This window comes from Nocardioides aromaticivorans (assembly GCF_013408525.1).
GTDB lineage: Bacteria > Actinomycetota > Actinomycetes > Propionibacteriales > Nocardioidaceae > Nocardioides > Nocardioides aromaticivorans.
The window spans coordinates 158,076-176,930 of record NZ_JACBZM010000001.1 but is presented as its reverse complement, the minus strand read 5'-3'; the positions used below and the strand labels follow the sequence as shown (position 1 = coordinate 176,930).

Here is an 18,855-nt window from a genome sequence, read left to right as displayed (position 1 = left end):
GTGGTTCTCGTAGGATTCCTGATTTTCCAGTACCCGAAACAAGGTTGTGACCCTCCGATCGGCCAGCGTTACCTGATCCGGTCCGGCTCCCTTGCCGTGGCGAACATCGTCCTCCCGGCCGGCACCGTGTGCCTGCACCGGTCTCCGGCGTGTCGCGGGTAGATTCGGACCCTGCAGCACGCAGCCGTACGCGCGTCGTACACCGCACGACAGCACCACCGAAGGAGCCGGTCATCGCCGACAACACCTACAACGCAGCCCACCTCCTGGTCCTCGAGGGCCTCGACGCCGTGCGGAAGCGTCCGGGGATGTACATCGGCTCCACCGACACCCGGGGGCTGATGCACTGCCTCTGGGAGATCATCGACAACGGCGTCGACGAGGCCCTCGGCGGCTTCGCCCACCGGGTCGAGGTCACCCTCCACGCCGACGGCTCGGTCGAGGTGCACGACGACGGGCGGGGCATCCCGACCGACAAGGAGCCCAAGACGGGGCTCACCGGCGTCGAGGTCGTGGCGACGAAGCTGCACGCCGGCGGCAAGTTCGGTGGCGGCTCCTATGTCGCCACCGGTGGCCTCCACGGCGTCGGCCTGTCCGTGGTCAACGCGCTGTCGAGCCGGATGGACATCGACGTCGACCGCTCGCCGGCCAGCCAGGGCATGAGCTTCCAGCGGGGCGTCCCCGGCACCTTCGCCGGCGAGGGCCCCGACGCGCCGTTCACCCCGGCCTCGGGCCTCTCCCGCAAGGGCGGCCGGGTCGCCAAGGGGAGGTCGGGCACCCGGATCCGGTTCTGGCCCGACCGCCAGATCTTCACCAAGGACGCCGGCTTCGTCCTCGACGGCCTGATCGGCCGCGCCCGCCAGACCTCGTTCATCGTCCCGGGCCTCGAGCTGGTGATCCGCGACCAGCGCTCCGCCGACTCCGCGGAGTGGCTCGAGGAGAAGTTCCGCCACGACGGCGGGATCGGCGAGTTCTGCGACTTCCTCGCCACCGGCGAGCCGGTCACCGAGGTCCTGCGCCTGCAGGGCAGCGACACCTTCACCGAGACCGTGCCGCTGCTCGACGACAAGGGACACATGACCCCGCAGGACGTCGAGCGTGAGCTCACCGTCGACGTGGCGGTCCGCTGGGGCACGGGCTACGACACCGAGCTGCGCTCGTTCGTCAACGTGATCGCGACCCCCAAGGGCGGCACCCACGTCTCCGGCTTCGAGAACGCCCTCACCAAGACCTTCAACGAGTCGATGCGCGCGGCGAAGGCGCTCAAGGTCAACGACGACGACGTGATCAAGGACGACATCCTCGAGGGGATGACCGCCATCGTCACGGTCCGCCTCGCCGAGCCGCAGTTCGAGGGCCAGACCAAGGAGATCCTCGGTACGCCGGCCGCCCGCACCGTCGTGCGCAAGGTGGTGGCGAAGGAGCTCAAGGACTTCCTGACCTCCACGAAGCGGGCGGAGAAGGCGCAGGCCAAGCTCCTGATGGAGAAGGTCGTCTCGGCGTCCAAGACCCGGATCGCGGCCCGCCAGCACAAGGAGACCCAGCGTCGCAAGAACGCCCTGGAGTCCTCGTCCCTGCCGGCCAAGCTCGCCGACTGCCGGGCCTCCGACAACGAGCGCACGGAGCTCTTCATCGTCGAGGGTGACTCCGCGCTCGGCACGGCCAAGCTGGCCCGCAACGCGGAGTTCCAGGCGCTGCTGCCGATCCGGGGCAAGATCCTCAACGTCCAGAAGGCGTCGGTCGGCGACATGCTGAAGAACGCCGAGTGCGCCTCGATCATCCAGGTCGTCGGTGCCGGCTCGGGGCGCACCTTCGACCTCGAGGCCCGCCGCTACGGCCGGATCATCTTCATGGCCGACGCCGACTCCGACGGGGCCCACATCCGGACCCTGCTGGCGACCCTCTTCTTCAAGTACATGCCCGACCTGATCATGGACGGCCGGGTCTACTCCGCCGTCCCGCCCCTGCACCGGATCGAGATCTCGAACCCGAAGAAGGGCCAGGACAAGTACGTCTACACCTACTCCGACGACGAGCTGCAGCGGAAGCTCGCGGAGCTGAAGAAGAAGAACGTCAAGTGGAAGGACCCGGTGCAGCGCTACAAGGGCCTCGGCGAGATGGACGCGGACCAGCTGGCCGAGACGACGATGGACCCCCGTCGTCGTACCCTCCGCCGGCTGACGGTCGACGACGCCAACCTCTCCGCCGAGGTCTTCGAGCTGCTGATGGGCAGTGACGTCGCGCCGCGCAAGGAGTTCATCGTCCAGGGCGCCTACGAGGTCGACATGGAAGCCCTCGACGCGTGATGCTGCTCAGGTGGTGAGCGAGAGTCGGGCAGCGGTCGTCAAGCTGCTCAAGGCACGGGGGGCGAAGGCCCGGCGGGGGCACCTGCGGATCGCCGTCGGCGACCTCTTCTGGTACGTCGACCCGCGGGCCGACGGCGTGGGCCGCAACGCCTACCTGGTGCTCGAGGTCGGCTGCTGGACGCCGGCGGCGGCGCCCGAGCCGGACGGGGGAGCGGTCGACTGCCCGCTGCTCGTCGACGTGCCCCTCGAGGACCTCATCGCGGACACGACGAGGCTGCTCGACCTGATCACCTCGATCGGCGACCTGGCGACGCTGGGCGCGCGCCTCGACGAGCTCCCCGGCGCGCTGGTCGACCAGTCCCTGCGGGACCTGCTCGGCGCCTGAGGAGCGCCTCCTCGACCGCCGGGGCGGTCAGACCTCCTGGGTCAGCAGGCCCGTGTCGACGTCGTAGATGAAGCCGCCGACCTTGACGGTGTCGGGGATCAACGGGTGCGAGCGCACCTTGCGGACGTCCTCGGCGAGGGCGGCCTTCTGGTCCGGGATGACGTGGAAGGCGTGCCAGGTGACGTCCTGGCCGACCGCGGCGCCGATCTTCTCGTGGATGTCGGCCTCGGAGTTGGCCGCCATGGCGCACCGGGTGTGCGGGATCACGAGGATCCGGTCGACGTTGAGCAGGTGCGAGCCGAGCACGAGCGCCTCGAGGGCCGCCTCGGTGACGCGGCCACCCGGGTTGCGGAAGATCTTCGCGTCGCCGTAGTCGAGGCCGAGCATGCGCAGCGGGTCGATGCGGGAGTCCATGCAGGTCACGATCGCCACACCGGCGTGCGCCTTGCCGTCGAACCCGCCCTGGTCGAAGGTCGCCGCGTAGTCCTGGTTGGCCTTCAGGAGGTCATCGAAATCGCCCATGGCTCCAGATTATCCAGCGACGCGCAGCGCCTCGACGGTGTCCACACCTCGGGTGCGTGCCCGGGCGAAGACGACCAGCGCCAGGACGCCTGCGGCGAAGGCCGCGAAGGCCGCGCCGACGAAGACGGCGTGCTCCTGCACGATGCCGAGCTCGAGGATGCTGAGGCCGGGGTCCGCCTCCTGGGCGGCGTAGAGCCGGCGCAGGCCGATCGTGGTCAGCGCCGAGATACCGACGAGCATCCCGACCATGCGCGCGACCACGACGAGGGCGCTGGCGAGGCCGTGGGCGTCGTCGTCGGTGGTGGCGAGGATGGCGGCGTTGACGGGAGCGAGCGCGAGGCCGAACCCGAAGCCACCGACCACCAGCGGCAGGTTGCTCGCGAAGCCCGCGAGGCTGGTGTCGTCCCACTGCGCCATCGCCAGGAACGAGCCGCCGGCGGCGGCCATCCCGATCGCCGTGAGTACGCCGGCCGGGACCCGTCGCAGCAGCCAGCCACCCACGATCGCGCCGACCGGGAGCGCGGCCAGGAAGCGGAGCAGGACCAGCGCGGCGCCGAGCTGCGAGTCGCGCTCGGTGGTCGTGCGGGCGAACAGCGGGATGTCGACGAGCGCCGCGATCAGCGCCCAGCCGACGAGGAAGCTGACGACCAGCGAGCCCCACGCCGGCGTCGCGCGCAGCGCGCCCCGGGGGACGATCGGGTCGGCCGCCCGGCGCAGGTGGAGCAGCAGCAGTACCAGCGCGAGCGCCGAGCCGGCCAGGAACCACGGCCCCTGGGGCGAGAAGACGGCGACCTCCGGGTCGGCCGTCGCGAACGCGAGCACGATGCCGCCGAGCACGGCGGCCAGGAGCGTCGCGCCCAGCAGGTCGGCCGCGACGAGGTGGCCGAACCACCCGCGCAGGTCCACGAGGGCACGGGGCACGAACCAGCACCACAGCGCGAGCACGGTGAAGGCGCCGATGGTGGCGACCCCGATCGGCGTGACCCAGCGGCTGCCGCCGTCGACGTACGGGATGAAGAGCTGGCCCCAGGTGAGGTCGCGCTGGAGGTCGGGCGGCTGGAGGAAGGTGATCAGGCCGGTGCCGACGGTGGCGGCGAGGAGGAGCAGGGCGATGCCGCGGGCCAGGAGGGTGCGCGGGTTGCGGGGGGCTCGTGGCGCCACCACCGGAGGCTCTCCTGCGATGGGTTGGCCGATGGCCTCCTCGACCACCGAGGCGCTCCGCGCCCGGGCGAGGGCGGAGACGGCCACCAGGAGGACGGCGCCGCCGGCGAGGTTGATCGCGAAGATCCCCCGCCAGGTGGTGAACGACAGCACGAGCGCACCGAAGAGCGGGCCCAGGACGCTGCCGAACTCCTGGACCGCCGAGACCAGGCCGAGCGGGAGGCCGCGGCGCTCCACGGGGTACAGCGCCGCGACGAGCGACATCGTCGCCGGGACCAGCCCGCCGCCGCCGACGCCCTGCAGGAATCGGCCGGCGACCATGCTCGGCAGGTCGTAGGAGATCGCGGTGACGAACGAGCCGATGGCGAACAGCACCAGCGACATCGCCAGGACCGGCACCTGGCCGCGCAGGTCGGCGATCCGGCCGATGAGGGGCAGCATCGCGACATAGCCGAGCAGGAAGCCGGAGACGATCGGGGCGGCCCGCTGGAGCTCGTCGACGGGGATGCCGACGCCGGCCATCATGTCCGGCAGGGCCAGGACGACGACATAGGTGTCGACGGCCGCGAAGGCGACCGCGACCGCGCAGAGCGCCAGCAGGAGGCGGTCCCGTCCCGCCGGCCGTGCGTCCAGAGGATCCTCCAGTGCGGTCATTCCGGTGCGGAGATGTCCTTGGTGACGTCGTACTCGGTGACGTCGATCGAGTACGTGACCTCCTCGGCGTCCGGGAAGAAGACACCGGTCAGCCGCGCGGTGCGGAGGTAGCCGTCGTCGTCGAGGCGGTAGGTCGCCTCGAAGGAGTCGCCCTCGGCGCACGGCAGGATCTTGCGGACCGCGTCACCGGTGGCCGTGCCGGAGTAGGTGTGGAAGACCTGCTTGTTGTCCTTGCCGCCGCGCTCGGACTCGCCGGCCTTCACGTCCTTGCTGGACGTCAGCACGTTGGAGACGCCCGAGTCGGGCGAGAGCAGCGTGGCGGGGTCGGGCGCGCAGAGGTCGTCGGGCTGGAAGCGGTCGCTCCAGCCGCCGAGCAGCGCGTGGTTGATCCACAGCGTGCCGCCGACCGAGATGACCGGGACGTCGGTGACCGCGAAGCCCGAGACCGAGCCGCTGACCTGGCCCTCGAACGCCGGCGGGTCGGCGACGATCGTGCCGCTGGCGGCCGAGAGGTAGTCGACGCCCGGGTCGTCGCCGGTCGAGATCGAGACCTCGATCCCGCTGGTGCCGTCGAGCAGCTCCTTGGCCTTTGCGCCCGCGTCGCTCCACGGGTCGGCGTCGCCGCCGCCCCCGTCGTCGCCGGAGCAGGCGGTCAGTCCGCCGGCGGCGAGGAGTCCGGTGAGCAGGCCGGCGGCGACACGGGTCGAGGTCGTCATGAGGTCACCCTGACACATCGGTGGAGGGCGCCCCGGGCGAGGGCGCGAGCGCCGGCGCGTCCGCCGCGAGGGTGGCCGTCAGCGGGCCGGCCGCCGCGATGATCGGCTGGCTGCCCGGTACGCCGCTGCCGTCGCGACGCCCACCGGCCTCGGGCAGGTCGACCGGGGCACCGCTGGCCGCGGCCGCCCGGGCCGGCGCCGGGCCGGCCCACGCGAAGACCAGGGTGTCCTCGCCCTTGAGGAAGCGGTGGCAGCGCACCCCGCCGGTCGCCCGCCCCTTGGCGGGGTACTCCCAGAAGTCGGTCACCTTGACCGAGCCGGGCTCGGTGCCGGGCAGGGCCGTCGAGGACCCGGACGCGGTGACCAGCACGACGCCGCCGGGGGCGTTGAGGTCGAGCACGCCGAACCACACGACCCGCTCGCCGTCGGCGACCCGGACGCCGGCCATGCCGCCGCCGGAGCGGCCCTGCGGGCGGACGCCGTCGGCGCCGTAGTGCAGCAGCTGCGCGTCGGAGGTGACGAAGCAGAGCTCCTCGGTGCCGGTGGTGAGCTGGACGGCGCCGACGACCTCGTCGCCGTCCTTGAGGGAGATGACCTCCCACTCGTCCTTGCCGATCACCTCGGGGTTGACCCGCTTGACGACACCCTGCTTCGTGCCGAGGGCCAGGCCGGGACCGTCGGTGGTGAGGGTGGTCAGCGCCAGCGCGCGCTCGCCGGAGGCCAGGTCGAGGACCTCGCTGAGCGGCAGCCCGCCCTGCAGGTTGGGCTCGTTGGCCGAGGGCGGGATCGCGGGCAGGTCGAGGACGGCGAGGCGGACCAGGCGGCCGGCCGAGGTGAGCACGCCGATGTCGGCGCGGGCCGTCGTACGCACGGCGGAGACGACGACGTCGTGGTTGGCCCGGCCGCCGCCGGAGCCGAGCTCGTCGGCGCCGCTGGTGCGCGCGAGCAGACCGGAGGAGGAGAGCAGCGCGAAGCAGGGGTCGTCGGCGACCTCGAGCGGGGTGGTCGCCGCCGCGACGGCGGTGGTGCCGGCGGACTCGAGCAGGACGGTGCGGCGCGGGGTGCCGTAGGTCTTCGCGACCTCGCCGAGCTCGGTGGAGACGACCTTCTTGAGCAGGCCCTCGTCGGCGAGGATCGCGTCGAGCTCCTCGATCTCCTTGCGCAGCGTCTCCTGCTCCTTCTCCAGCTCGAGGCGGGAGAAGCGGGTCAGCCGGCGCAGCTGCATCTCGAGGATGTACTCGGCCTGGAGCTCGGAGAGGTCGAAGACACTCATCAGCCGCTCCTTCGCGGCCGCCGAGTTGTCGCTGGTGCGGATGACCTGGATGACCTCGTCGATGTCGAGCAGCGCGAGCAGGAGGCCGTCGACGAGGTGGAGGCGGTCGGCCTTCTTGTTGCGGCGGAACTGCGAGCGGCGGCGTACGACGTCGTAGCGGTGCTCGAGGAAGACCTCGAGCATCTCCTTCAGGCCCAGGGTGCGCGGCTGGCCGTCGACGAGCGCGACGTTGTTGATGCCGAAGGAGTCCTCCATCGGGGTGAGCTTGTAGAGCTGCTCGAGGAGGGCCTCGGGGACGAAGCCGTTCTTGATCTCGATGACCAGGCGCAGGCCGTTCTCGCGGTCGGTGAGGTCCTTCATGTCCGCGATGCCCTGGATCTTCTTGGTCTGGACCAGGGTCTTGATCCGCTCCATGACCTTCTCGGTGCCGATGCCGTAGGGCAGCTCGGTCACCACGATGCCCTTGCGGCGCCCGATCGTCTCGATCCGGGCGGTCGCCCGCATCTTGAAGATGCCGCGGCCCGACTCGTAGGCGTCGCGGATGCCGTCGAGGCCGACGATCTTGCCGCCCGTCGGCAGGTCCGGGCCCGGGATGAAGCGCATCAGGCCGTCGACGTCGGTCCTCGGGTGCTGGATGAGGTGGCGCAGCGCCTGCACGACCTCGACCAGGTTGTGCGGGGCCATGTTGGTGGCCATGCCGACCGCGATGCCGGTCGTGCCGTTGACCACGAGGTTGGGGATCGCCGACGGGAGCACCGTCGGCTCGTACTCGCGGCTGTCGTAGTTGGGCTTGAAGTCGACGGTGTCCTCTTCGATGGACTCCGTCATGGCCACGGCGGCCGGAGCCATCCGGGCCTCGGTGTAACGCATGGCGGCCGGCGGGTCCTCGCCACCGGGGGAGCCGAAGTTGCCGTGCCCGTCGACCATCGGCAGGCGCAGCGACCACGACTGGGCGGTGCGGACGAGCGCGTCGTAGATCGCACCGTCGCCGTGCGGGTGCAGCCGGCCCATGACCTCACCGACGATGCGGGCGCACTTGGAGTGGCCGCGGTCGGGCAGCAGGCGCATGTCGTTCATCGTGTAGAGGATCCGGCGCTGGACCGGCTTCAACCCGTCGCGGGCGTCGGGCAGCGCGCGGGAGTAGATGACCGAGTAGGCGTACTCCAGGAAGGACGACTGCATCTCGTCGCGGATGTCGGTGTCGAGGATGTGCTCCTCGAAGTCCTCCGGGAGGGGTTCCTGCTTCGTACGCCGTGCCATGCGTCCCATTCTCCCGGTCGGCACCGGCCATCGGTGACCGGGCACGCCGGGGGAGTCCCGGGAGTAGGAGGGGACCGATAGATTTCTCCCTGTGACCGCCGGTGATGCGACCCCGACCGAGGAGATCGTGGCGCCTCCCGCGCACTGGGAGGGCGACGTCCTGCTGCGCGACGGCCGAACCGCGCACATCCGTCCGATCCGTCCCGAGGACGACGAGCTGCTCGTCGAGTTCTACGCGCGGGTCTCCGACGAGTCGAAGTACTACCGCTTCTTCTCGCCCATGCCGGTGCTCTCCGAGCGCGACGTGCGGCGCTTCACCCACGTCGACAACGTCGACCGGGTCGCCCTCATCCTGATCCTGCAGGAGAAGATGATCGCCGTCGGCCGGTACGACGTCGTGGGCGACAACGAGGCCGAGGTCGCCTTCCTCGTGGAGGACGGCCACCAGGGCCGCGGCATCGCCCAGCTCCTGCTCGAGCACCTGGCCCAGGCCGGGCGCGAGCGGGGCGTGGAGCGGTTCACCGCCGAGGTGCTCCCCGACAACAGCCGGATGATCCAGACCTTCCGCGACGCCGGCTACCGGGTCGCGAGCGGCTACCACGACGGCGTGATCACGCTGGAGTTCCCGATCGACCCGACCGACACGGCGATCGGGGTGATGCGCGACCGCGAGCACGCCGCCGAGGCGGCGTCGATCGACCGCTTCTTCCGCCCCAAGTCGGTCGCGATCATCGGTGCCAGCCGCCGCCAGGACACGATCGGCCAGGTGCTCGTGCGCAACCTGGTGATGGCCGACTTCACCGGACGCGTCTATGTCGTCAACCCGAGCGCGCCCGCGGTGTCGGGGCTGCCGGCGTACAAGAACGTCAACGACATCCCCGACGACGTCGACGTCGCGATCGTCGCCGTCCCCGCCGACGCGGTGACCGACGTCGTGCTCGACTGTGCCAACAAGGGCGTGCACGGCCTCGTCGTCATCTCCTCGGGCTTCGCCGAGACCGGCGAGGAGGGCCGGCGCCGCCAGCGGCACCTCGCCGGCCTGTGCCGTTCCTACGGCCTGCGCCTGATCGGGCCCAACTGCCTCGGCGTCATCAACACCGACCCGAGCGTGCAGGTCAACGCCTCGCTGTCCTCGGTCATGCCCAACCGCGGTCGCGCCGGCTTCTTCTGCCAGTCCGGCGCGCTCGGCTCCGCGATCCTCGAGAAGGTCAAGAACCGCGGCCTCGGCATCTCGACCTTCGTCAGCGCCGGCAACCGCGCCGACGTGTCCGGCAACGACCTCCTGCAGTACTGGGAGGAGGACGACGCGACCGAGGTCGTCATGATGTACCTCGAGTCGATCGGCAACCCGCGCAAGTTCTCCCGGATCGCCCGCCGGGTCTCGCACCGCAAGCCGATCGTCGCGGTCCGCTCGGGCCGTACGACGCAGGGCGTGCCGATGGGCCACACGGTCCGCCGGATCGGCGCTCCCCAGGCAGCTGTCGACGCCATGTTCCGCCAGGCCGGCGTCATCCAGGTCGACACCCTCGACGACATGTTCGACGTCGCCCAGCTGCTCGCGCACCAGCCGCTCCCGCGCGGGCGCCGGGTCGCCATCGTCGGCAACTCCGACGCGCTCGGCCTGCTGGCCGCCGACGCCGCCTCCGCCGTCGGGCTGGTCGTCAACCGGTCCGTCGCCCTCGGCGCCGACGCGACCGCCGAGGACTTCGAGGACGCGCTCGACGACGCCATCGACGACCCCGACGTCGACTCGGTGATCGCGGTCTACATCCCGCCGCTCGACGTGTCCGGCGAGGAGGTCGCCAACGTCCTGGCGGCGGTCGGCGAGCAGTCGGACAAGCCGCTGGTCTCCTCCTTCCTCGGGGCCGAGGGCATCCCCGAACTGCTGCGGGTCCCCGACGTCGCGGGCTCGGCGGCCGGGCGCGGCTCCGTGCCGTCGTACCCGGCGGTGGAGGCGGCGGTGCGGGCGCTCGCGCGTGTCGTCGAGTACGCCGTGTGGCTCCACGCCCCCGACGGCCCCGTCGCCGACGCGGGCGAGGTCGACGACCGGGCCGCGCGGCGCCTGGTCGACCAGATCCTCGCCGACCCCGAGGTGATCGCCGCCGACCGCGAGGTCGAGCTCGACCAGGACCAGGTGGCGCAGCTGCTGGCGGCGTACGGCATCGAGCTGTGGCCGACCCTGCGCGTCGCCGACCTCGACGAGGCGGTCGCGGCGGGGGAGTCGCTCGGCTGGAATGTCGTGCTCAAGTCGACCCTGCCCTCTGTGCGCGAGCGGCCCGACCAGGTGCACGTGTGGCGCAACATCGACGACGTCGCGGAGATGCGGGAGGCCTGGTCCGACCTCAGCCGGCTCGTCGACCCGGCGACCGGGCGGTTCGTCGTCCAGCGCAACGCCCCGACGGGTGTCCCGATCGCGGTGCGCTCCTTCGAGGACCCGCTGTTCGGGCCGGTCGTGTCGTTCGGCATCTCCGGGCCCGTGATCGAGCTGCTCGGCGACTGGTCCTACCGGATCCCGCCGCTCGGCGAGCACGAGGTCGCGGCGATGGTGCGCGAGGTGAAGAGCGCCCCGCTGCTGTTCGGCTACCGCGGTGCGGAGGCGGTCGACGTCGCGGCGATCGAGGACCTGATCACCCGCGTCGCCGAGCTCCAGAACGACCTGCCGCAGGTCAGCTCGCTCGAGCTGTCGCTGGTGCTGGCCGGTGTCGACGGGGCCCGGGTGCTCACCGCGTCGGCACGCGTCGCCGCGGTCAAGGACCCGCGCCCGGACTCGCTGGTGCGCCGGATGCCGGACCTCATCACCACGATTCCCGACTGACTCCGGGCCGAGTCGCCGACTGGCGCAGCCCGCCGCGGGACGGCGTGACAGGATGCCGCCCATGACCGTCCGCGACCGGAGCGCCGAGCTGAGCACTGCGATCAACCGCACCGGCTACTACCCGGAGGTGGTGGCCGACGCCGTCGCCGATGCCTGCGGCGGCGAGTCCGTGGTGTCCTTCTACGTGCACCACGAGCCGACCTTCGAGCGTGACGAGGTGCGCCGGCACCAGACCGTGATCGTGCTGACCCCGACCCGGCTGATCCTCGCCCACACCGACGAGCACGCGGGCGACGACCTCCTCCCGGAGCCCTACACGTCGACCTCGACGGAGGCGGTCAGCCTGAGCGCGGTCGCGTCCGTCGTCGTGACCCGGATGACGACCAACCCGACCGCGGGCCCGCGGCCGCCGGCCGAGGCCGTGCTGACCATCGGCTGGGGCGCCGTCAGCCGGCTCGACCTCGAGCCCGCCGCGTGCGACGACCCGCAGTGCGAGGCCGACCACGGCTACACCGGCACCATGTCGTCCGACGACTTCTCCTTGCGCGTCTCGGCCGCCGCCGACGGCGCCGACGCCGTCGGTGGGCTGCTGTCCTTCGCCGCCTCCCTGTCCGCGCTGACCCGTGGCTGACCCACTCGCTCCCGGCGCCCCGGTGCAGGACGGCTTCTGCGAGCCCGCCTACGGCGTCCGCTCGCTGGGCGACCTCGTCCCGGCGGCCGCGCACGCGCTCGGCAGCCCGCTCGGCCCCGCCCCGTCGGGCCTGCTGCTGCCGGGTGCGGCGTCGTATGTCATCTTCCTCATCGACGGGCTCGGCGCGCGCCTGCTCGAGCGGCACGCCCACGTGGCGCCGTACCTCTCCTCCCTGCTGGCCGGCTCGAGCCCCGCGACCGCGGGCGTGCCGTCGACGACCTCGACCTCGCTCACCTCGCTCGGCACCGGCCTGACGCCCGGTGCCCACGGCCTGGTGGGCTTCACGACCCGGATCCCCGGCACCGACGAGCTGCTCAACGCGCTGATCTGGGACCACGACATCGAGCCGACCCAGTGGCAGCCGCACACCACCGCGTTCTCGTCGCTCCAGGCGGCTGGCGTGCGGGTCACGGTCGTCAACAAGCGGGAGTTCGACGGCAGCGGCCTGACGGTCGCGGCGCACCGCGGTGCCGACTACGTCGGCGTCGACCGGGTCGGGGAGCGGATCGCCGCCGTCGTCGCGGCGTCCCGGCCGGACCCGCGCCAGCCCGCGCTGACCTATGTGTACGACGGCGACCTCGACTGGACCGGTCACCGCTGGGGCGTGGCGTCGAGCCAGTGGCTGCAGCAGCTCGCGATGATCGACCACGAGGCCGAGCAGCTGCGCGAGGCCCTGCCCGCCGACCGCCGGCTCGTCGTCGTGGCCGACCACGGCATGGTCGACGTGCCCGACGGCTCGCGGATCGACGTGTCCTCCGACGACGAGCTCCGCTCGGGTGTGGCGATCGTGGGCGGCGAGGCGCGCTTCCGCCACCTCTACTGCACCGGCGGCGCCGTGCCCGATGTCGTGGCGACCTGGCGCGAGCGGATCGGCGACCGCGCCGAGGTGCTCACCCGCGCCGAGGCGATCGGCCGCGGCTGGTTCGGGGTCGTCGACCCGTCGGTGCTGCCGCGGATCGGCGACGTCATCGTCGCCTGCCGCGGCGACTTCGCCGTGCTGTCGACCGACGGCTTTCCCTACGAGACCAGGCTGATCGGCATGCACGGCTCGCTGACGCCCGACGAGATGCTGATCCCGGTCCTGCTGGACTGAGCCACCGGCCACCGAACCTTTTCGGCCGCCCGCGTCGTCTGGGTGGGTGAGTGGGGCCGCTGGGGTCCCGGAAGGACCGGAGGAAGCATGGTTGCTCGGGACCGGGCCGCGTTCGCCGAGTTCGTGGCCGCCCGCTCCGGGGCGCTGCACCGCGCCGCCTACCTGATGGTGGGCGACGTCGGGCTCGCCCAGGACCTCGTGCAGGAGTCGCTGACGAAGACGTACGTCGCGTGGCCGCGCCTGCGCAACCCGCAGGCCGCGGAGGCGTACACCCGCAAGGCGATCACGACGACCGCGATCACGTGGTTCCGCAAGCGCAGCTGGAACGCCGAGCGGGTCACCGCGACGCTGCCCGAGCAGGCCGCCGACGGCCACGCCGACGGGCTGGTCGCCCGGCAGGCGCTGCTCGGTGCGCTCGCGCAGCTGCCACCGCGCCAACGCGCCGTGATCGTGCTCCGCTACTACGAGGACCTCACCGAACGGCAGACCGCCGAGCTGCTCGGCTGCGCGGTCGGCACCGTCAAGAGCCAGGCCTCCGCCGCGCTCACCCGCCTCCGCGACCTCATGGGGGACGACCTCGACATCGACGACCTGCTCGCCACGGAAGGAGTGCCGGCATGACCGAGAAGCTGAAGACCCTGATGGACCGCGCGGCCGACCTGGACTTCGAGGCGGTGGACCTCGCCGCGATCGTGGAGTCCGGCGACCGTGCCGTACGCCGCCGCCAGACCTCGCTCGTCGGCGGCGTCGCCGCTCTCGCGGTCGTCGCCGGCGGCGTCGCGGTGGCCCTCGGTGGGGGAGACACCGCGAAGGATCCCGCTCCTGCGGACGGGTCGAGCCCGGCGGAGCTGTCGTGGGTGGTCGGCGACACCCTGCACACGCCCACGGCGTCGTACGACCTGGGCCGGAAGGCGGAGGGCTTCGTGCGCACCCGGGTCGGCTACGCGTTCCTCACCGAGGACGGCACGGTCTACTCGGTCGTCGAGGGCGAGGTCACAAAGATCGGCTCGGGAGCGGCGGGCCACGCCCCGCTGGTCGGTGACGAGAACGGGACGACAGTCGGCTGGGTGGACCGGTCCGGGGCGGTGCCGGTCTACGTCACCGTCGACCTCGCGACCGGGACGGCGCAGCGCCACGACGCCCATCTCGATGCCTCCATGGCTGACGGCGAACCGCCGCAGCTGGCCTGGTTCTTCGCGATCGACGACGGCACGGCGTACTGGCTGGACCTGCGGGGCGAGGTGGCGACCGACCTCGCCACGGGCGAGAGCCGGGTGATCGCCACCGGGAAGGACCTGCAGTGGATCGGCGACGTCTCGGACGGCCTCCGGGTCGGGCTCGTCGAGGACGACGGTGGGGGCGACCTCGGCACCGACCTCCGCGACCGCGACGGCACGGTGGTGCTGCCCCCCGTCGAGGAGCGCTACTTCGGAGCCGTGTCGCCGGACGGTCGGTGGGTGACGACCGATGACCACGTCGTCGTCGCGGTGGCGACCGGTGCGGAGGTGCTGCTCGACGTCCCCGGGCCGGACCGCACCTGGTACGCCTACGAATGGCTCGACGCCGACACGGTGGCGGTGGTGCTCGACGCCGGCGACGACACCGACCTGCTGACCTGCGACCTGCCCGAGGGGACCTGCGCGACGGCGGTCGCCGGCCTCACGCACGACCTGCTGCTGCCGGTCGGCGGCTATGCCACCGAGCTGCTGAGCACGTCTGCCGAGGAGTCCTCCGCTACGGAAACGGGAGGGGCTCCGGCGACAGACTGACCGCACGCGCCCGCGCCGCGGTCATCCCGCGCCGGTGGTGCTGGCGGCACAGCACCTCGTACGCCACGTCGACGTCGTCGGCGGCATGGACGGCGGCCTCCGGGTCGGTGTCGACGTCGCCGACGACGATGACCTCGCCCTCGGTGACCATGACGCCGTCCTCGGTGCGGGCGTTGTGCGTGGCGCGCTTGCCGCACCAGCACAGCGCCTCGACCTGCAGCACCTCGGTGCGGTCGGCCAGCTCCACGAGCCTCGCCGAGCCCGGGAACAGGCGGGTGCGGAAGTCGGTGAGGATGCCGAAGCAGAAGACGTCGATCTGCAGCTCGTCGACGATCTTCGCCAGCTGGTCGACCTGCTCGGCCGTGTAGAACTGGGCCTCGTCGCAGATGAAGTAGTCGATCCGCGCGCCCTGGGTCAGCGCGTCGACGGTGTAGCGCCAGAAGTCGAAGTCCGGCTCGACCTCCTGGGCCAGCGCCGTCAGGCCGAGCCGCGAGGACACCACCGCCGCGCCGGCCCGGTCGTGGGAGGTGAAGAGCCTTCCCACGCGACCACGCGCGGCGTGGTTGTGGTTGGTCTGCAGCGCGAGGGTCGACTTCCCGGCGTCCATGGTCCCGGTACGGAAGATCAGCTCGGCCACGGGCGGCATCCTCTCATCCATCGGATCCGATGGTGAACGTGCGGTGCGCCCCGTGCGAACGCCTCCGGAACGGTCCCGAAGGCGATGGATCTGTCGATTCCGCTGCGGAAAGGTGGGCGGGGGCGAACACTTTGTGAGGTCCAACTCTTGCAGAAAGGTGCGGTGGCAATGGGGGTCTCCACCAAGCCGGCCACGCGCTGGATCTGGCGGACGCTCGGGGTCGTCGGACTCGTCGCGGCACTGGCCGTCGTGCTCGCCCTGACCGGGGTCACCGGTCGTGGGATCCCGACCGCGTCGACGGCCGATCCCGATCCCGGGACCGCGCAGCCGGCCGACCAGGTCGTGCCGGGTGCGGTGGCCGACGTGCCCGGCCCCGCTGCCGTCCCGCAACAGGTCGTCCTCGGCCCGGCGCCGGTCCGCAAGCCCGTCGGTGCCGCCGCGGGGTACGACGGCGCCGTGCTCGACGCCCCGCCCGCCGCGCTGCTCGCCTACCAGCGGGCGGCATCGATCATCGACGGCGCGGCCGACTGCAACCTGGACTGGACCGTGCTCGCCGCCATCGGACGCATCGAGTCGAACCACGGCCGCGGGGAGAGCCTCGACCACGAGGTGAGCGACGAAGGCGTCGTGACACCGGCGATCATCGGCAAGCCGCAGGACGGGCGCGGCGGGCGCAACCGGGTCAGCGACACCGATGCCGGCCTCCTCGACCGCAACACCCGGTGGGACGCCACCGTCGGTCCGCTCGGGCTGCTGCCGGCGACCTGGGCGGCCGTCGCGGTCGACGCCGACAGCGACACGAAGCGCAACCCCCAGGACCTCGACGACGCCGCGCTCGGTGCCAGCGTGCTCCTGTGCTCCGGCCGGCCGGACCTGTCGACCGAGCCGGCGCTGCGCAACGCGCTGGCGACGTACAACGAGGCGAAGGGGTACGCCGACACGGTGATCGCGCTCGCGGCGTTCTACGCCGAGGAGATGGAGAACCAGCCGATCGCCATCCCGATGCTCGCCGGCGTGCTGCCCGGGGACCTGGTCGACTGCGGTTGTGACGACGCCGTCGACGACGCGATCCGCCACGTGCGCTCGGCGATCCGGCACTCCGGCCTGGTGATCCCGCGCTCCGGCGACATCGTCCGGGGTGACGGGGGCGGGAGCGGCGAGCAGCCCGGCACCGACCCGTCGACCGGTCCGTCGACGGACCCCGACCCGACGACGGAACCGGAGCCGACGCCGGACCCGGAGCCCACGCCCGACCCGGAGCCGACTCCTGACCCGGAGCCGACACCGGACCCGGAGCCGACGCCCGACCCGACTCCGGAGCCCGAGCCGACTCCCGACCCGGAGCCGACGCCCGAGCCCACACCGGAGCCGACACCGGAGCCCGTCCCCTCCCCGGAGCCGTCCACCGAGCCGACGGCGACCGCGGAGCCGGACGCGACCCGCGCCGCCGCCGAGGAGCCGACCGTCCAGGAGCCGTCGACCGAGCCGGCCGCGACCCCGGACGACGGAGCCGTCACTACAGTGGCGGAGTGACGACGGAAGCCCTGCTCGGGCCCAGCCAACTGCCCCACCAGCTGCCGCCCTTCGCGGACATCACCGACGACGACTACGCGCCCGCGATCGAGGCCGCGATGGCCGAGCAGCTCGCGGCCATCGCGGACATCACCGCCGATCCGGCGGTGCCGACCTTCGACAACACGCTGGTGCCGCTGGAGCGCAGCGGGACCTCGCTCTCGCGCGTCCTGCGGGTCTTCCACAACAAGGCCGGCGCGGACTCGTCCGCGACCGTCGACGCGGTGCGGGCCGAGTTCGCGCCCCGGCTCGCCGCGCACTCCGACGCGATCCTGCTGGACGCGGCGCTGTGGGAGCGGATCCAGGCCGTGGCCGGCCAGGCGTCGGAACTGGACGCCGAGGCGGCGTACCTCGTCGAGCGCTATGTCGCCGACTTCCGGCTCGCCGGTGCGGCCCTGGGCGAGGACGACAAGGCCCGGCTGCGCGCGCTCAACGGCGAGATCTCCAGCAAGGAGACCGCCTTCGAGCTGGCGCTCCAGGCCGACAGCAACGACCTTGCCGTCGTGGTCGACGATCCGGCCGAGCTCGCCGGGCTGACGCCGGGAGAGGTGTCGGCGGCGGCAGCGGCCGCCGCCGCGCGCGGCCTCGAGGGGAAGTACCTGCTCACCCTCGTGCTGCCGACGGCCCACCCGCACCTCGCGGCCCTGACCGATCGGTCCGTGCGCGAGCGGCTGTCCACGGCCCAGCGCTCACGTGGCAGCCGCGGCGGGGACCACGACACCCGTGCGCTCGCCCTCGACATCCTGCGGCTGCGCGCCGAGCGGGCCCGTCTCCTCGGCTTCGACAACCACGCGGCCCTGGTCACCGCGGACAACACCGCCGGCACCCCGGCTGCCGTCCGCTCGCTGCTCGAGCAGCTCGCGGCGCCGGCCGCCCGCAACGCCCGTCGCGAGCAGGAGGCGCTGTCCGCACAGGCGGGCTTCGAGGTCGCGCCGTGGGACTGGCCGTTCTACGCCGAGCGGGTTCGCGCCGCCGAGTACGACGTCGACCTGGCCGCGCTGCGCCCGTGGTTCGAGGCGGAGCGGGTCCTGCAGGACGGCGTCTTCTTCGCGGCCGGCGCGCTGTTCGGCCTCACGTTCGCCGAGCGCGGCGACCTGGCCGGCTACCACCCGGACGTGCGGGTCTTCGAGGTCAGCCGCGACGGCACCCCCATCGGCCTCTACCTGCTCGACCTCTACACCCGCGACTCGAAGCGGGGCGGCGCGTGGATGAGCAGCTTCGTCGACCAGTCCGTCCTGCTCGGCAACGAGTCCGCCGTCGTCGTCAACAACCTCAACGTGCCCAAGCCGGCCGACGGCGAGGCGACCCTGCTGACGTGGGACGAGACCCGGACGCTCTTCCACGAGTTCGGCCACGCCCTGCACGGGCTGCTCGCCCGGTCGACGTACCCGAAGTTCTCGGGCACCTCGGTCTTCCGCGACTTCGTCGAGTACCCCTCGCAGGTCAACGAGATGTGGGTGCTGTGGCCCGAGGTGCTCGCCAGCTACGCGGTCCACCACGAGACCGGCGAGCCGATCCCGGCCGAGGTCGTCGAGCGGATCCGCGCGGCCGAGACGTTCAACGAGGGCTTCGCGACGAGCGAGTACCTCGCCGCCGCGCTCGTCGACCTCGCCTGGCACGAGCTGGCCCCCGAGGAGGTCCCGACCGACCCGGAGGCCGTGGCGGCCTTCGAGCAGCAGGCGCTGGCCGACGTGGGCCTCGACAACCCCGCCGTGCCGCCGCGCTACTCGACGCCCTACTTCGCCCACAGCTTCAGCTCCGGCTACGCCTCGGCCTACTACTCCTACATCTGGAGCGAGGTGCTCGACGCCGACACCGTCGCGTGGTTCAAGGAGAACGGCGGGCTCACCCGCGAGAACGGCGACGCCTACCTCCGCCACGTGATCGGCATCGGCGGCACGCGCGACCCGCTGGCGTCGTACCTCGAGTGGCGCGGGCGGCCCGCCCCGATCCAGCCGCTGCTGGAGCGTCGCGGCCTGGCCTGACGGCGAGCTGGGTGGG

General features: G+C 72.2%; 14 protein-coding genes. 9 read left to right on the top strand and 5 right to left on the bottom strand.

The window, feature by feature from the left end; all coding sequences use genetic code 11:
- Window positions 1–149 precede the first annotated feature (149 nt).
- Both BJ993_RS00760 and BJ993_RS00755 read left to right on the top strand, forming a co-directional pair.
- Complete coding sequence (locus BJ993_RS00760; RefSeq protein WP_487353821.1) at window positions 150–2,306, top strand: DNA gyrase/topoisomerase IV subunit B; 2,157 nt, start codon at window positions 150–152, stop codon at window positions 2,304–2,306.
- Window positions 2,307–2,316: 10 nt separating this feature from the next.
- Window positions 2,317–2,691, top strand: a complete 375-nt coding sequence (locus tag BJ993_RS00755) for a hypothetical protein (RefSeq protein ID WP_036544598.1) — start codon at window positions 2,317–2,319, stop codon at window positions 2,689–2,691.
- A 27-nt stretch (window positions 2,692–2,718) separates the two neighbouring features.
- On the opposite strand, the gene BJ993_RS00750 is transcribed toward BJ993_RS00755, so the two are convergent.
- Genes BJ993_RS00750 through BJ993_RS00735 form a run of 4 tightly spaced genes read right to left on the bottom strand, consistent with a single transcriptional unit; the run spans window position 2,719 to window position 8,277 of the window.
- Entirely contained in the window at window positions 2,719–3,213 is a 495-nt protein-coding gene (locus BJ993_RS00750) for a beta-class carbonic anhydrase (RefSeq protein WP_036544600.1), read from the bottom strand.
- A gap of 9 nt (window positions 3,214–3,222) precedes the next feature.
- Window positions 3,223–5,028, bottom strand: coding sequence for an MFS transporter (locus BJ993_RS00745; protein WP_179647383.1), 1,806 nt, complete (start codon window positions 5,026–5,028; stop codon window positions 3,223–3,225).
- Window positions 5,025–5,744, bottom strand: a complete 720-nt coding sequence (locus tag BJ993_RS00740) for an LppX_LprAFG lipoprotein (RefSeq protein ID WP_179647382.1) — start codon at window positions 5,742–5,744, stop codon at window positions 5,025–5,027. The genes BJ993_RS00745 and BJ993_RS00740 overlap by 4 nt, the downstream gene beginning before the upstream one ends.
- A gap of 4 nt (window positions 5,745–5,748) precedes the next feature.
- Window positions 5,749–8,277 carry a DNA gyrase/topoisomerase IV subunit A gene (locus BJ993_RS00735; RefSeq protein ID WP_036544604.1) on the bottom strand — a complete coding sequence of 843 codons (2,529 nt, stop codon included), beginning with the start codon at window positions 8,275–8,277 and terminating at the stop codon, window positions 5,749–5,751.
- Window positions 8,278–8,368: 91 nt separating this feature from the next.
- On the opposite strand from BJ993_RS00735, the gene BJ993_RS00730 reads away from it, so the two are divergent.
- From BJ993_RS00730 to BJ993_RS00710, 5 genes are all read left to right on the top strand, one after another.
- On the top strand, window positions 8,369–11,092 hold the full coding sequence (locus BJ993_RS00730; RefSeq protein WP_242530258.1) for a bifunctional acetate--CoA ligase family protein/GNAT family N-acetyltransferase: 2,724 nt from the start codon (window positions 8,369–8,371) through the stop codon (window positions 11,090–11,092).
- A 61-nt stretch (window positions 11,093–11,153) separates the two neighbouring features.
- A complete protein-coding gene (locus tag BJ993_RS00725; RefSeq protein WP_036544606.1) occupies window positions 11,154–11,723 on the top strand; it encodes a DUF5998 family protein in 570 nt (189 codons plus the stop codon).
- Window positions 11,716–12,876, top strand: a complete 1,161-nt coding sequence (locus BJ993_RS00720) for an alkaline phosphatase family protein (RefSeq protein WP_308645436.1) — start codon at window positions 11,716–11,718, stop codon at window positions 12,874–12,876. The genes BJ993_RS00725 and BJ993_RS00720 overlap by 8 nt, the downstream gene beginning before the upstream one ends.
- A gap of 87 nt (window positions 12,877–12,963) precedes the next feature.
- Window positions 12,964–13,497 carry a SigE family RNA polymerase sigma factor gene (locus tag BJ993_RS00715; RefSeq protein WP_179647381.1) on the top strand — a complete coding sequence of 178 codons (534 nt, stop codon included), beginning with the start codon at window positions 12,964–12,966 and terminating at the stop codon, window positions 13,495–13,497.
- Complete coding sequence (locus tag BJ993_RS00710) at window positions 13,494–14,645, top strand: hypothetical protein (protein WP_179647380.1); 1,152 nt, start codon at window positions 13,494–13,496, stop codon at window positions 14,643–14,645. Before BJ993_RS00715 ends, BJ993_RS00710 begins: the two co-directional genes overlap by 4 nt.
- On the opposite strand, the gene BJ993_RS00705 is transcribed toward BJ993_RS00710, so the two are convergent.
- Entirely contained in the window at window positions 14,611–15,282 is a 672-nt protein-coding gene (locus BJ993_RS00705; RefSeq protein WP_179647379.1) for a thymidine kinase, read from the bottom strand. The two genes, BJ993_RS00710 and BJ993_RS00705, sit on opposite strands and share 35 nt — an antisense overlap.
- 168 nt (window positions 15,283–15,450) lie before the next feature.
- Between BJ993_RS00705 and BJ993_RS00700 the strand changes: the two genes are divergently transcribed.
- Both BJ993_RS00700 and BJ993_RS00695 read left to right on the top strand, forming a co-directional pair.
- Window positions 15,451–16,815, top strand: a complete 1,365-nt coding sequence (locus BJ993_RS00700) for a lysozyme family protein (protein ID WP_179647378.1) — start codon at window positions 15,451–15,453, stop codon at window positions 16,813–16,815.
- Window positions 16,812–18,839 (top strand): M3 family metallopeptidase, encoded by a 2,028-nt coding sequence (locus tag BJ993_RS00695; protein ID WP_308645435.1) that lies wholly within the window; start codon window positions 16,812–16,814, stop codon window positions 18,837–18,839. The genes BJ993_RS00700 and BJ993_RS00695 overlap by 4 nt, the downstream gene beginning before the upstream one ends.
- Window positions 18,840–18,855: the final 16 nt, after the last annotated feature.